Origin of the sequence: Sphingomonas sp. 22R3R2A-7 (assembly GCF_036856055.1) — a bacterium.
Taxonomy (GTDB): Bacteria; Pseudomonadota; Alphaproteobacteria; order Sphingomonadales; family Sphingomonadaceae; genus Sphingomonas.
The window spans coordinates 3,980,660-3,994,689 of record NZ_JASPFR010000001.1; the positions used below are offsets into that span (position 1 = coordinate 3,980,660).

Sequence of the window (14,030 nt, forward strand, 5' to 3'; positions counted from 1 at the left end):
ACCGGCTTTACGTCGGCGGGGTGCACCGCGATAACGCGCACGCTGCCGGCCGTCCGTCGCGGCTGTTCCCTCGGAGACTACAGGATGCGTACATGGTTGCTCGGGCTTGCACTTGCTTCGGTCGGATCCGCCGCCATGGCCGCTAACGACGCGCCGCAGACGGGTACGCCGGCGGGCACGCAGTCCCCGACGCAGACTTCCGCGCAGACCCCGGCCCAGATTCCCGCCCAGACCCCCGCGCCGACTGGCGAGACGGGCGTCGACGCGGGCGGTCCGGCGGTCGGTGCACCCGGTGGCCTCACGCTCGCGCGCGTGTTCGCCAATCCCGACCTGTCGGGGCCCCAGCCACGTGCGGTTCGCCTGTCGCCCGATGGCAGCCTGCTGACGTCGCTGCGCAACCGGACCGACGAGAAGGAGCGCTTCGACCTGTGGGCGGTGGATACGGCGACCGGGCGGGAGCGGATGCTGGTCGATTCGAAGAGCGTGGGCAGCGGCGCCGAGCTGAGCGAAGCCGAGAAGATGCAGCGCGAGCGGGCGCGGATCGCCGGGTCGAAGGGCATCGTCGCCTATGACTGGGCGCCCGACGGCAAGTCGATCCTCGTGCCGCTCGACGGCGACCTGTACATCGCGACGCTCGACGGCAAGGTCCGCCGGCTGACCGACAAGCCCGGCGGGCAGCTGAACCCGGTGATCAGCCCCAAGGGCGGGTTCGTGTCCTATGTCCGCGACCAGAATCTCGTCGTCCAGCCGCTCGGCGGTGGCGAGGCGCGCGCGGTCACCAAGGGCGGCGGCGGCACCGTGCATTTCGGCGAGGCGGAATTCGTCGCGCAAGAGGAAATGGACCGCCGCACGGGCTATTGGTGGTCGCCCGACGAGCGCTATGTCGCGGTCGAGCGGTTCGACGAGGCGCCGGTGCGGATCTTCACGCGCGCGTCGATCGGCGCGACCGGGACCAAGGTCTATGACCAGCGCTATCCCGCCGCGGGAACGCCCAACGCACTCGTCGAGCTTTACGTGATGAAGCCCGACGGGTCGGGGCAGGTGAAGGTCGATCTGGGGACCAACCCCGACATCTATCTCGCGCGCGTCGACTGGACGCCCGACGGGACGATGCTGCTGGTGCAACGCCAGAGCCGCGATCAGAAGCTGCTCGAGATGCTCCGCGTCGACCCCGCGACGGGCAAGTCGACGATCCTGTTCACCGAGAAATCGGGGGTGAAGAGCTGGCTCAACCTGTCCGACGCGTACCGCGTATTGAACGACGGCAGCCTGATCTGGCGGTCGGAGCGCGGCGGCTATGGCCATCTCTACCGGTTTGCGGCGGGGCGCTGGACGCAGCTGACCAAGGGCGACTGGGTGGTGACCGAACTGGTCGGTGTCGACCAGGCGAAGGGGCGGCTGTTCTTCACGGGCAACAAGGACGACGTGCTCGAGCAGCAGCTCTATTCGGTCGACGTCGCCAAACCCAATGCGATCACCAGGCTGACCGAGCGCGGCTGGTGGAACAGCGCGACGATGGACGCTGCGGGAACGCGGTTCATCGTCTCGCGCTCGAACCCGTCACAGCCGACGCAGGTCTATCTGGCGGATGCGGCCGGCAAGCGGATCTCGTGGATCAACGAGAATGCGGTCAAGGAGGGGCATCCCTATTACCCCTATGCCGCGAGCCATCAGCAGACCAAGTTCGGCACGCTGAAGGCCAAGGACGGCACGACGCTCTATTACGAGATGATCACCCCGCCGCTTGAGCCGGGGAAGAAATACCCCGTCTTCTTCCAGCATTATGGCGGCCCGGGCACCGGCCAGCAGGTCACGCGCGGCTGGCAGGGGCCGCTGCCGCAATATCTCGTCGATCAGGGCTGGATCTTCTTTCAGATCGACAATCGCGGGTCGTACAACCGGGGCAAGAAGTTCGAGGACCATATCTATCACGCGATGGGGACGGTCGAGGTCGAGGACCAGCTGAGCGGGGCGGAGTATCTGAAGACGCTGCCGTTCGTCGAGCCGAGCAAGATCGCGACCTATGGCTGGTCGTACGGCGGGTACATGTCGCTGAAGATGCTCGAGAAGACGCCGGGGGTCTATGCTGCGGCGGTGTCGGGCGCGCCGGTCACCGACTGGCAGCTTTACGACACGCATTATACCGAGCGGTATCTGGGCGACCCGAAGACCGATCCGGCTAGCTATGCGACGTCGGCGGCGGTCGAGGATGCACCGCTCATCAAGGATCCGCTGCTGCTGATCCACGGCATGGCGGACGACAATGTGTTCCTCGACAATTCGACCAAGGTGGCCGCCAAGATGCAGGCGACCGCGACGCCGTTCGAGATGATGTTCTACCCCGGCTATACGCACCGCGTCGCGGGGCCGGGGATCAGCGAGCATGTCTGGGGGACGATCCTCAACTTCCTCGACCGGACGGTGAAGGACAAGCCGGTTCAGTAAGCTCCGTCATCCTGGGCTCGACCCAGGATCCAGGGCCATGAGCGGTGACGTACGGGGCTCTGGATCCTGACTTTCGTCAGGATGACGGGGGTGGCTGGCTTGCCACCGACGAAATAAAGTTATCTGGCGGGCGTCGTTCGAGACGTTTAAGGACGCGCGCAAACCCCGGCGGGGCGGGTGCAATCGGAGAAGTGTGATGGGTTATCGGATCGTGGTCGCAGGGGCGACCGGCAATGTCGGGCGCGAAATGCTCAACATCCTGGCGGAGCGCGAATTTCCCGCGGACGAGATCGCCTGCGTCGCATCGTCGCGCAGCCAGGGTGAGATGGTCGACTATGGCGACACCGGCAAGCAGATCAAATGCCAGAATATCGAGAATTTCGACCCCGCCGGCTGGGACATGGCGCTGTTCGCGATCGGGTCGGAGGCAACCGCGGTCTACGCGCCGAAGTTCGCCGCGGCGGGGTGCACCGTGATCGACAACTCGTCGCTCTACCGGATGGACCCGGACGTGCCGCTGATCGTGCCCGAAGTGAACGCCGACGCGATCGACGGCTACAAGGTGCGGAACATCATCGCCAACCCGAACTGCTCGACCGCGCAGATGGTCGTCGCGCTCAAGCCGCTGCATGACGCCGCCAAGATCACGCGCGTCGTCGTCGCGACCTATCAGTCGGTGTCGGGCGCGGGCAAGCAGGGCATGGACGAGCTGTTCGAGCAGAGCCGCAACATCTTCGTCGGCGACCCGGCCGAGGCCAAGAAGTTCACCAAGCAGATCGCGTTCAACGTGATCCCGCACATCGACAGCTTCCTCGACGACGGGTCGACCAAGGAAGAGTGGAAGATGGTGGTCGAGACCAAGAAGATCCTCGACCCGAAGATCAAGGTCACCGCGACCTGCGTCCGCGTGCCGGTGTTCGTCGGCCATTCGGAAGCGATCAACATCGAGTTCGAGAACGAGATCTCGGCCGAGGAGGCGCAGAATATCCTGCGCGAGGCGCCCGGGGTCATGCTGATCGATAAGCGTGAGGATGGCGGCTATATCACGCCGATCGAATGCGTCGGCGAATTCGCGACCTTCATCAGCCGCGTGCGCGAGGATTCGACCGTCGAGAACGGGATCAACCTGTGGTGCGTGTCGGACAATCTGCGCAAGGGCGCGGCACTGAACGCGGTGCAGATCGCCGAGCTGCTCGGTCGACGGCATCTGAAGAAGGACGCGTAAGGGACTGATCTGGGGGAGGCTGTGCCGCCCTCCCGTCATCCCGGGCTCGACCCGGGACCCAGGGCCATAGCTGTCGCGCTTGATACTCTGGGTCCCGGGTCGAGCCCGGGATGACGAAGAGGGTCGGTGGCGATCAATGGCCGATATACCGTCCCGGCCGGTGCCAGGCGATCAGGATCAAACTGATCGCCGCCGCGCTGAGTACCGACCAGACGAGCTGGCCCGTGCTGACCACGGGGATCGCCGCGGCTAGGATTACCACGTCGAGCGCGATCTGCGTGCGGCCGGCATTCCAGCCACGCGTGCGCTGCAGCCAGAGCGTCACGACCCCGGTGCCGCCGACCCCGGCCTGATGCCGCGCGAGGACGAGGATGCCGAGCCCGATCACCGTGCCGCCGACGACCGCCGCGAAGAACGGGTGCATCTGGTCGACGTGCATCGATCCGCCCGCAAAGGTCGAGAAGGCGGCGATGCCGGCATTCACCAGCATCGTCTTGATCGCGAAGCGGCGGCCCATCGCGTAATGCGCGAACAGGAAGAAGGGCAGGTTGATCAGCGTGAACAGCACGCCGGTCGGCAAGGGCACCAGATAGGACAGCAGCAGCGCGATCCCGGCAACGCCGCCGGTGACGAGCCCCGCCGCCTTCAGGAAGACCAGCCCGATCACGAGCAGGATGCAGCCGATGACGAGCGCGTAGAAATCCTCCGCGATGCTGTGCGGGCGTCCCAAGGGAAGGGTGGCTAAGGGGAGGGTGGCGTTGGCAGATGGCGGCATTGCGGGTCCTTGGTCGGGCCCTTCGCGCATCCTCGGTGAATCGTCCGACGCGATCCTTGCGCCATAGCTAGAGAAGTTTGCGCGTCACACTACCCCTTTTTGTGATGCCGTCGTGTGGCGGGGCCATAACGATGAGCGCTCGTCATCCTGACGAAAGTCAGGATCCAGGATACCACGCGCCGCATCCGTGGCTCTGGGTCCTGACTTTCGTCAGGATGACGTGGGGGTGGGGCGCGGATACTCCTCGGAGCGCGTCTCTTCGTGGCGGTTGACAGCAAGGGGGCGTGTGTCGGACGGGGGCGGCGACATCCTACGACGACAGGGATCTGGATCCGTGGCACATTCCCCGACCGAGACGCAGTATTTCGAGAGCTTCGACGGCACGCGGATCGCGTGGCGCGAGGTCGGCGAGGGGCGGCCGGTGGTGCTGATCCACGGCTATTTCTCCGACGCGAAGACCAACTGGATCCGCTATGGCCATGCCGCCAAGATCGCGGCCAAGGGGTTCCGCGTGATCATGCCCGACCTGCGCGCGCACGGTGAGAGCGGCAAGCCGCACGGGCTGGAATTCTATCCGGCGGATGCGCTGACGCTCGACGGCCATGCGCTGGTCGATCATCTCGGGCTCACCGACTATGACCTCGGCGGCTATTCGCTCGGCGCGCGGACGACGTCGCGGATGCTCGCGACGGGCGCGACGCCGAGGCGCGTGATCTTTTCGGGCATGGGGCTCGCCGGGCTGACCGAGACGTCGCGGCGTGCAGGGCATTTTCGCAACATTCTCAGCAATCTGGGCAAGCATGTTCAGGGCACGCCTGAATGGCTGGCCGAGGCGTTTCTGAAGACCACAGGCGGCGATCCGGTCGCGCTGCTCGGGATCCTCGAGACATTCGCGGACACGCCGATCGAGGCGGTCAAGGCGATCGAGCAGCCGGCGCTGGTCGTCTGCGGCGCGGAGGACGAGGATAACGGCTCGGCACCGGACCTCGCCGCGGTGCTGCCGCATGGCCGTTATGTCGCGACGCCGGGCGGGCATATGAGCGCGGTGGTGAAGCCCGAGCTTGGCCAGGCGATTGCGGATTTCCTTGCGGGCTAAGTTTCCGTCATCCTGATGAAAATCAGGACCCAGGGTTGCGGAGGGCGGTACGGCTTGGCTCTGGGTCCTGACTTTCGTCAGGATGACGGGAGGGCGTGGCTGGCGGGTTGACCATCTGGCGGCGGATCATCCATCAGGGCCTTACGATAAGGGGATGATGATGGTTCGTTTCAGCGTTTCGATGTTTGCTCTCGCCGGCGCGCTGTGCGCCGTGCCGTCGGTGGCGGTTGCCCAGGCCACCGCTGCCACGTCCAGCCCGACCGCCGCGCAGGCGGATGCGTTCGTCGCCGAGGCGGAGAAGGTCTTTGCCGCGCGGTCGGTCGACGCGGCGCGCGTGGCGTGGGTGAACGCGACCTACATCACCGACGACACCGATGCGCTGGCGGCGAAGTCGGGCGCGGAGATGACCGATCTCGGTGTCAAATATGCGCTGGGTGCGGCGAAATACGCCAATGTCCCGGGCCTGTCGGTCGACACCAAGCGCAAGCTCGACCTGCTCCGTGGGGGGCTGACGCTGCCCGCGCCGACGCGGCCGGGGGCGTCGGACGAACTGTCGATGCTGACGACCAAGATGTCGTCCTCCTATGGCAAGGGCATGGGGACGCTCGACGGCAAGCCGATCAACGGCTCCGACATCGAGGCGGCGATGGGCGAGAGCCGCGATCCCGCCAAGCTGCAGGAGATGTGGACGAGCTGGAACGACGCGGTCGGCGCACCGATGCGCGGCGACTATGCCAAGATGACCGCGATCTCGAACGAGGGCGCGCGCGAGCTCGGCTACAAGGATGTCGGCGCGCTGTGGCGGTCGGGCTACGACATGAGCCCCGAGCAGTTCGCCGCGCTGACCGACAAGATCTGGAAAGAGGTCGAGCCGCTCTACATGGCGCTGCACACCTATACGCGGTGGAAGCTCAACGAGAAATATGGCGACGCGGTCCAGTCGAAGACCGGCCCGATCCGCAGCGACCTGCTCGGCAACATGTGGGCGCAGGAATGGGGCAACATCTACGACATCGTCGCCCCCAAGGGCGCGGGCGACCTCGGGTTCGATACCGGCGAGCTGCTGAAGGCCAAGGGCTATGACGCGGTGAAGATGGTCAAGCAGGGCGAGGGGTTCTACTCGTCGCTCGGTTTCGCGCCGCTCCCTGAGACATTCTGGAAGCGGTCGCAGATCACCAAGCCCGCGGACCGCGACGTCATCTGTCATGCCTCGGCGTGGGACATCGACAATCTGGACGATATCCGGATCAAGATGTGCACCAAGGTGAATGCCGACGACTTCGTCACGATCCATCACGAGCTTGGCCACAATTACTATCAGCGCGCGTACAAGGCGCAGCCGATGCTGTACAAGAACGGTGCGAATGACGGGTTCCACGAGGCGATCGGCGATACCGTCGCGCTGTCGATCACGCCCGATTATCTCGTGAAGATCGGACTTCTCGACCAGGCCAAGGTGCCGAGCGCGGACAAGGATATCGGCCTGTTGCTGCGTCAGGCGATGGACAAGGTCGCGTTCCTGCCGTTCGGGCTGCTGATCGACAAATGGCGCTGGGGCGTGTTCTCGGGGCAGATTCCGACGACCGGCTATCAGGCAGCGTGGGACCAGATGCGGCTGCAATATCAGGGGATCAAGCCGCCGGTCGCGCGCGACGAGACCAAGTTCGACGCGGGCGCGAAATACCATATCCCGGCGGCGGTACCGTACACGCGCTACTTCCTCGCGCGCGTGCTGCAGTTCCAGTTCTACAAGGCGGCGTGCGACCAGTCGGGGTGGAAGGGGCCGCTGCATCGCTGCTCGTTCTACGGCAACAAGGCAGTCGGCACGAAGCTGAACGCGATGCTGAGCATGGGGCAGTCGAAGCCGTGGCCCGATGCGCTGCAGGTGTTCACCGGCAGCCGCGCGATGTCGGGCGCGGCGCTGGTCGAGTATTTCAAGCCGCTCAAGACGTGGCTCGACGTGCAGAACAAGGGCAAGCCTACGGGTTGGTGAGCGGCTGTCACGGCTGGGCTTGGCGGATTCGTCATCATTCCGTTGTCGTGACGGAGGGCGGCGAATCCGGACGTGCCCAGGGCGGCGTGCCTGGCTCTGGGTCCTGACTTGCGTCAGGATGACGGAGGGGGCGCCGGCCTTCGCCGCGGTGAGCGCGGGAGCGCTGGGGCGATTATTCGGGGATCGTGCCGGCGTCGGCGATGCCGGACTCGAACGACTTGGACGAGATCCGTGCCGTCTGCCTGATGCGCGCCCTTACCCTTGGCCTTCGGAGCCGGGGCGTCCTTCGGCGTGCTGCCGCGCAGCGTGAGGAGCGCGGCGGCCGCGCCGATCATCGCGACCCCGCCGGCGATCGCGGCCGCACCCCATTTGCCGCCGACCTTGTCGGTTGCGGTGGCGATCGGCGACTTCGCGATCGGCTTGCGTGCCGAGGATGGCCGCGGTGTGCTGCGCTTCGTCGAGCGCGGTTTGGGCGCAGGCTTGGCGGCGGGCTTGCGCGGCGTGGGACCCACGGGCTTTTCAGCAACGGGCTTGGCCGCGGTCGCGGGTTTCGGCGTCGCCTTGGGTGCCACCTTGCCGGCTGCCGGGGCCGCCGTCTTGCGGGGGGCACGGCGGCGCGTCACGGGCTTCTTGACGTCCGTATCGGGGGTATCGGTGTCAGCCACGGCTATGCTCCCTGATGAAAATGATTCCGGATGCGTAACGCATTGCGCCCCGATCCGCTCCGTCGATGACGCCTTGGCTCAGCGGAACGGGGGTTCGTCGAACGCACGCAGCTTGCGGCTGTGGAGCTTGGCGCCCTCGAGCCGCAATTGCTCGCATGTCTCGATCCCGATCCGTAAATGCTCGCTGATCGCGCGTTCGTAGAAGCGGTTGGCCTGGCCCGGAAGCTTCAGTTCGCCGTGGAGCGGCTTGTCCGAAACGCAGAGCAGCGTGCCGTAGGGGACGCGGAAGCGATAGCCCTGCGCGGCGATCGTCGCCGATTCCATGTCGATGCCGACCGCGCGGCTGAGCGAGAACCGCAGCGCCGACTTCGAGTAGCGCAATTCCCAGTTGCGATCGTCGGTGGTGACGATCGTGCCCGTGCGCAGGCGGCGCTTGAGATCCTCGCCCGACTGGCCCGAGACGATCTCGGCGGCCTTCGCCATCGCGACCTGGACCTCGGCGATCGCGGGGACGGGGATCTCGGGAGGAAGGACGTCGTCGAGGACGTGGTCGTCGCGCAGATAGGCATGCGCGAGCACATAGTCGCCGATCCGCTGGCTGGGGCGCAGCCCGCCGCAATGCCCGATCATCAGCCACGCCTCGGGACGCAGCACCGCGAGATGGTCGCAGATCGTCTTGGCGTTGGATGGCCCGACGCCGATGTTGACGAGCGTGATGCCGGTGCGGTCGTCCGCCATCAGGTGATAGGCGGGCATCTGGTGACGGCGCCATGCGCTGTCGGAGATGATCTTGTCGATGTCGTCGCCCGACGAAATCGTGATCCCGCCCGCGCCCGACAGGCTGGTGAAGCGGCTTGGCGTTCCATCCGGTTTCGGCCCGAGCTGCGTCCCCGCCCAGCGAACGAATTCATCGACATAGCGGTGATAGTTCGTAAACAATACGAAGCGCTGCGCATGCTCGGCGGGCGTGCCCATATAGTGGCGCAGCCGCGCGAGGCTGAAATCCGTGCGAAGCCCGTCGAACAGCGCGAGCGGGCGGATAGCGTCCTGCGCGACCCAGAGGCCGTCGGCGATCTCGTCGCCGATATGCGCGAGCTCGGTGGCGGGAAAGAAACGGGCGAGCTCGGTCGCGGACACCTCGTCGAGGCTGAGCGCGTGGCCGGGATCGATGACATAGGGGAAGGGGATCTCCTGCCGCCCCTCGACCGCCTCGACGTCGACGTCGTAATCCTCGATCAGCAGCGTGAGCTGTTCGGTCAGATAATCGGCGAAGATCGCGGGTTTGGTGACGCTGATCCGGTATTCTCCGGGGCTCACCATCCGCCCGAACGAGCGCAGCGGCGTGGGGCGGTCGACGCCACCCTTGTAGATCAGGCGGATCTCGGGATAGGCGAACGCGCCGTCGCTGCGGCTGGCCGGATCGGGCACGGTGCCGTCGGCGATATACGCGCTCATGGCGGACTGAAGACGCGCGACGGAGGCGCGGTAGAGGCGGTCGAGTTCTGCGACCAGATCGGATGCGATTGTCATCGCGCAGTGTTACGCGGGGCAGGTTACGGAGGCAAGACGTCGGGCGACGCCAAATCCTCCCCCTTGCGGGGGAGGATCGAAACGGATCAGATCTCGCTGAGCAGGTGTTCGGCGGAGCTGACCTTGAACTCGCCCGGGGCCTCGACGTTGAGCTGCTCGACGACGCCGTCGTTGACGATCATCGAATAACGCTGGCTGCGCGTGCCCATGCCGAAGCCCGAGCCGTCCATCGTCAGGCCGATCGCCTTGGCGAAGTCGCCATTGCCGTCGGCGAGCAACGTGATGTCGCCGGCGCCCGCCGACTTGCCCCACGCGTCCATCACGAACGCGTCGTTCACCGAGGTGCACGCGATCTCGTCGACGCCCTTGGCTTTCAGCGCGGCTTCCTTCTCGACGAAGCCCGGCAGGTGCTTGGCCGAGCAGGTCGGCGTGAACGCGCCGGGGACGGCGAACAGCGCGACCTTGCGGCCCGCGAAGAAGCTCTCGGACTCGATCTGATCGGGGCCATCGGCCGTGGCCTTGACGAATTTGGTGTTGGGAAGGCGGTCGCCGACGCTGATCGTCATGGATAATCTCCTGGATGTCGCGAGAAGGTCTCGGAGCGGACCCGTACCTCGGATGGCGGCATGGCGATTTCAAGCGTGGCGGCTGAGGGTCCGCGTCGCTATGTGACAAAGCATGGACAAGACGGCCTTTCTTTCCGGACAATTCCTGCTGGCGATGCCCGGCATGAGCGACCCGCGGTTCGCGCGCGCCGTCATCGCGATGTGCAGCCACGATGCGACGGGTGCGATCGGGATCGGGCTGGGGGCGACGATTGACGGCCTGGGTTTCCACGATTTGCTCGAGCAGTTCGAGATCGCGCCGGGCGACGCGCCGAACGCACCGGTGCATTTCGGCGGACCGGTCGAGCCGCGGCGGGGCTTCGTCGTGCATTCGCGCGATTGGGGCGGGCAGGATACGATCGATGTCGCCGGGCTGTGGGCGTTGTCGGGTACGGTCGACGTGCTGCGCGCGATCGCCGAGGGCAAGGGGCCGTCGCAGTGGGTGGTCGCGCTGGGCTATGCGGGCTGGGACGGCGGGCAGATCGAGGGCGAACTGTCCCGCCCCGGCTGGTTCAACGTCGCAGGCGATACCGACCTGCTGTTCGAGACCGCGGCGAAGGACCGCTGGACGAGCGCGTTCGCCAAGGCGGGAGTCGACCCGCGGCTGCTGGTGGCGGAGACGGGGCGGGCCTGACTGGATCGCTCCCCCTGGCGGGGGAGGAAAGTTTGGGTGCTTTAGGACCATCCTCGGGCTTTCGGGCGTCATATAAAGATATCTTTATATTTGATTTGGCGCGCTCGATCCTCTATGCGGCGGCGCATCCGGCACGGGCATGAGGCTCGCCGATCAAAGATTTCCAGGAGACATCCTCGTGGCCACCACGCTCGCGCCCCAGAAGACGGACGGCAAGACCGATTACGTCGTCGCCGACCTCAGGCTCGCCGATTTCGGCCGCGCCGAGATCAACATCGCCGAAACCGAAATGCCGGGCCTGATGGCGCTCCGCGAGGAATTCGGCGCAGCGCAGCCGCTCAAGGGCGCGCGGATCACCGGTTCGCTGCACATGACGATCCAGACCGCGGTGCTGATCGAGACGCTGACCGCGCTCGGTGCCGACGTCCGCTGGGCGACGTGCAACATCTTCTCGACGCAGGACCATGCTGCCGCCGCGATCGCCGCGACCGGCGTGCCGGTGTTCGCGATCAAGGGCGAGACGCTCGCCGATTACTGGAACTATGTCGGCGACATCTTCTCGTGGGATCGCGACGTAGAAGGCCAGACCGCCAACATCATCCTCGATGACGGTGGCGACGCGACGATGTTCGCACTCTGGGGCGCCAAGCTCGAGGCCGGCCACACGATGCCCGAGCCCGAGAACGAGGAAGAGGTCGAGATGCAGCGTGCGCTGAAAGCGTATGTCGCAAAGAACCCCGGCTATCTGACCGAAACCGTCAAGAACCTGAAGGGCGTTTCGGAAGAGACCACCACCGGCGTTCACCGCCTGTACGAGATCGCCAAGAAGGGCGAGCTGCCGTTCCCCGCGATCAACGTCAACGATTCGGTCACCAAGTCGAAGTTCGACAATCTGTACGGCTGCAAGGAGTCGCTGGTCGACGCGATCCGTCGCGCGACCGACGTCATGCTCGCGGGCAAGGTCGCCTGCGTCGCCGGTTTCGGTGACGTCGGCAAGGGCTCGGCGCAGTCGCTCCGCAACGGCGGGGCACGCGTGATGGTCACCGAAGTCGATCCGATCTGCGCGCTGCAGGCGGCGATGGAGGGCTTCGAGGTCGTGACGATGGAAGACGCCGTGAAGCGCGCGGACATCTTCTGCACCGCGACCGGCAACGCCGACGTCATCACCGCCGATCACATGAAGGCGATGAAGCCGATGTCGATCGTCTGCAACATCGGTCACTTCGACTCGGAGATCCAGATCGCCGCGCTGTCCAACTATGACTGGACCGAGGTGAAGCCGGGCACCGACCTGGTGAAGTTCCCGGACGGCAAGCAGATCATCATCCTGGCGAAGGGTCGCCTCGTGAATCTCGGTTGCGCCACCGGTCACCCGTCGTTCGTGATGTCGGCCTCGTTCACCAACCAGACGCTTGCGCAGATCGAGCTCTGGACGAAGGGCGAGAACTACAAGAACGAAGTCTATGTCCTGCCGAAGCATCTCGACGAGAAGGTCGCGGCGCTGCACCTCGAAAAGCTCGGCGTGAAGCTGTCGAAGCTGTCGGACAAGCAGGCCGGTTACATCGGCGTGCCCGTCGAAGGCCCGTTCAAGCCGGATCACTATCGCTACTGATCGCCCACGCGATCGACCGCGCAACGGGGCCGCGTCTACCGGGAGGTGGACGCGGCCTTTGTCGTTCTGGGGCGAGTGATACCGTCCAGATCCTGCCGGGTTCGCAGGTGGTTAGGACGCGGTCTTCGGATCCGGTCTGGCGGTCGGCGACGGCGCCGACGACGCGGCGGCAGTGCCTGGCTTGCGACGGACGCCGTCGAGGTCGCGGGGCGGTACGGCCGCGGGGGTCGGCGCGTCGCCCGCGACGGGGACCGCACGCAGCGTCTGCTGAGTCCGCATGCACTGCGACAGATCGGTCCGGCGGACCTGCTGGCAGTTCCACAGCGACTTCTCGTAGCTGTTCGCCCGGTCACGCATATAGCTGAACGTCATCGCCGACGTCTGCGCGGGGGTGAGCGGCAGGCTGGTCGCGGCCTTGGTGCGGTCCGCCCATGCCATGTAGCGGCAGAAGGCGCGGTCGCCACAGGCCTCGACCGCAACGGTCTGGAAGCTCGCCGACAGCGTGCCCGGCGGGAAGACGACGAGCAGCGTGTCGCGGTCGGCGGCGGGGGCGGCACTGCCGAAGCCGCCGCGACGTCGGGACTGACGCCCGCTGTGTCGCCGTCGAAGACGAAGCCCATCGCCGCCGATGCCTCGGCGAGGGCCGCATCGGCTTGCTCGAGCGCGGCGCCGGTGCGGTGCGCGTCGGAGATCTGCGCGAGCTGCGCGATCACGGGTTCGCTGCCCTCGGGCTGGCGGCGGAACGCGGGGGCGTGCCCCACCAGCCCGACCAGCGGAAGAACAGGTGCGACTTGACCGCGACGATCTTGTCGAGGCTCGACTGCCAATAGGGGACGACCCAGTCGGTATGGTAATGCGTGGCATAGCCGACCGGGCGATACACCGATCCCGCGAGCGCGGCGGCAGCGACTTCGCGCGCACGCCGCCATGCGTCGTCGCTCGGCGACCACCGCCGCAGCGCGCCGTCGCAGCTGAAACTGAACTGGCAGCCGGTCTCGCGCGCCTCGCCCTCGAAGACGACGCCGCAGACGGTCTTGGGGAAGGCGGGGTGCCGCAGCCGGTTGAGCACGACCTGCGCCACCGCGCGTTCGCCGAGCGTGTCGTCGCCCGCCTCGTAGAGAATGCCCGCCGCCATGCAGTCGGTCGCGCGCGCGCGATCCGCGGTTCCGCCGGCAAAGCGGAATGGCCGCGCGGCGGGGTTGGGGTCGGTCGAGAAGGGAACGCTTGCGTTGAACGCGCGCGCATCCTCGGGCGCGAGATCGACGAACTTGACGGGTTCGACCTGTGGCAGCTCCGCCTGCGGTACCACGCGGGGGCGGGGGATGACCGGCACCCCCGCTTGCGGACGGCGGGCGGGTCCGACACGACCAGCGACGGTACCGCGATCGCCGCCGCGGCGATCGCGAGTACCGACACGCGGACCAGCGTCGACCGGCGCGTGCCGGTCCCG

Annotated in this window: 12 protein-coding genes; 6 read left to right on the forward strand and 6 right to left on the reverse strand. The window is 66.4% G+C overall.

Translation table 11 applies throughout. The annotated features are described in order from the left end of the window. Nucleotides 1–84: 84 nt before the first annotated feature. Both QP165_RS19115 and QP165_RS19120 read left to right on the forward strand, forming a co-directional pair. On the forward strand, nt 85–2,445 hold the full coding sequence (locus QP165_RS19115; RefSeq protein ID WP_333996839.1) for a S9 family peptidase: 2,361 nt from the start codon (nt 85–87) through the stop codon (nt 2,443–2,445). A gap of 196 nt (nt 2,446–2,641) precedes the next feature. Continuing rightward, entirely contained in the window at nt 2,642–3,670 is a 1,029-nt protein-coding gene (locus QP165_RS19120; protein WP_333996840.1) for an aspartate-semialdehyde dehydrogenase, read from the forward strand. 133 nt (nt 3,671–3,803) lie between these two features. Here QP165_RS19120 and QP165_RS19125 read toward each other — a convergent pair whose 3' ends face one another. Continuing rightward, complete coding sequence (locus tag QP165_RS19125) at nt 3,804–4,400, reverse strand: YitT family protein (protein ID WP_333996841.1); 597 nt, start codon at nt 4,398–4,400, stop codon at nt 3,804–3,806. Nucleotides 4,401–4,779: 379 nt separating this feature from the next. On the opposite strand from QP165_RS19125, the gene QP165_RS19130 reads away from it, so the two are divergent. Further along, nucleotides 4,780–5,541: an alpha/beta fold hydrolase gene (locus tag QP165_RS19130; protein WP_056024696.1), complete on the forward strand. Its 762-nt coding sequence runs from the start codon at nt 4,780–4,782 to the stop codon at nt 5,539–5,541. Between the two features lie 160 nt (nt 5,542–5,701). Further along, a complete protein-coding gene (locus QP165_RS19135; RefSeq protein WP_333996842.1) occupies nt 5,702–7,534 on the forward strand; it encodes a M2 family metallopeptidase in 1,833 nt (610 codons plus the stop codon). A 113-nt stretch (nt 7,535–7,647) separates the two neighbouring features. On the opposite strand, the gene QP165_RS19140 is transcribed toward QP165_RS19135, so the two are convergent. The 3 genes from QP165_RS19140 to QP165_RS19150 all read right to left on the reverse strand — a co-directional run bounded on the left by QP165_RS19140 (nt 7,648) and on the right by QP165_RS19150 (nt 10,295). After that, the gene (locus QP165_RS19140; protein WP_333996843.1) at nt 7,648–8,199 is read right to left on the reverse strand and encodes a hypothetical protein; all 552 of its coding nucleotides are present in this window, start codon (nt 8,197–8,199) and stop codon (nt 7,648–7,650) included. Nucleotides 8,200–8,277: 78 nt separating this feature from the next. After that, nucleotides 8,278–9,729 (reverse strand): AMP nucleosidase, encoded by a 1,452-nt coding sequence (locus QP165_RS19145; RefSeq protein ID WP_056024699.1) that lies wholly within the window; start codon nt 9,727–9,729, stop codon nt 8,278–8,280. 86 nt (nt 9,730–9,815) lie between these two features. Continuing rightward, on the reverse strand, nt 9,816–10,295 hold the full coding sequence (locus tag QP165_RS19150) for a peroxiredoxin (RefSeq protein WP_056024702.1): 480 nt from the start codon (nt 10,293–10,295) through the stop codon (nt 9,816–9,818). A 112-nt stretch (nt 10,296–10,407) separates the two neighbouring features. On the opposite strand from QP165_RS19150, the gene QP165_RS19155 reads away from it, so the two are divergent. After that, nucleotides 10,408–10,968, forward strand: a complete 561-nt coding sequence (locus QP165_RS19155; protein ID WP_056024705.1) for a YqgE/AlgH family protein — start codon at nt 10,408–10,410, stop codon at nt 10,966–10,968. A gap of 178 nt (nt 10,969–11,146) precedes the next feature. Next, nucleotides 11,147–12,580, forward strand: a complete 1,434-nt coding sequence (gene ahcY / locus QP165_RS19160) for an adenosylhomocysteinase (RefSeq protein WP_333996845.1) — start codon at nt 11,147–11,149, stop codon at nt 12,578–12,580. A gap of 111 nt (nt 12,581–12,691) precedes the next feature. On the opposite strand, the gene QP165_RS19165 is transcribed toward ahcY, so the two are convergent. Further along, nucleotides 12,692–13,018, reverse strand: coding sequence for a hypothetical protein (locus QP165_RS19165; RefSeq protein ID WP_333996846.1), 327 nt, complete (start codon nt 13,016–13,018; stop codon nt 12,692–12,694). Between the two features lie 271 nt (nt 13,019–13,289). Beyond that, on the reverse strand, nt 13,290–13,913 hold the full coding sequence (locus QP165_RS19170; protein WP_333996847.1) for a cell wall hydrolase: 624 nt from the start codon (nt 13,911–13,913) through the stop codon (nt 13,290–13,292). Between the last annotated feature and the right edge of the window lie 117 nt (nt 13,914–14,030).

Bases quoted from the DNA above. Each gene is read 5' to 3' on its own strand.
- QP165_RS19165 (WP_333996846.1), bottom strand. From the start codon at position 13,018: ATGGCATGGGCGGACCGCACCAAGGCCGCGACCAGCCTGCCGCTCACC.
- QP165_RS19155 (WP_056024705.1), top strand. From the start codon at position 10,408: ATGGACAAGACGGCCTTTCTTTCCGGACAATTCCTGCTGGCGATGCCC.
- QP165_RS19145 (WP_056024699.1), bottom strand. From the start codon at position 9,729: ATGACAATCGCATCCGATCTGGTCGCAGAACTCGACCGCCTCTACCGC.
- QP165_RS19135 (WP_333996842.1), top strand. From the start codon at position 5,702: ATGGTTCGTTTCAGCGTTTCGATGTTTGCTCTCGCCGGCGCGCTGTGC.
- QP165_RS19120 (WP_333996840.1), top strand. From the start codon at position 2,642: ATGGGTTATCGGATCGTGGTCGCAGGGGCGACCGGCAATGTCGGGCGC.
- QP165_RS19150 (WP_056024702.1), bottom strand. From the start codon at position 10,295: ATGACGATCAGCGTCGGCGACCGCCTTCCCAACACCAAATTCGTCAAG.
- QP165_RS19115 (WP_333996839.1), top strand. From the start codon at position 85: ATGCGTACATGGTTGCTCGGGCTTGCACTTGCTTCGGTCGGATCCGCC.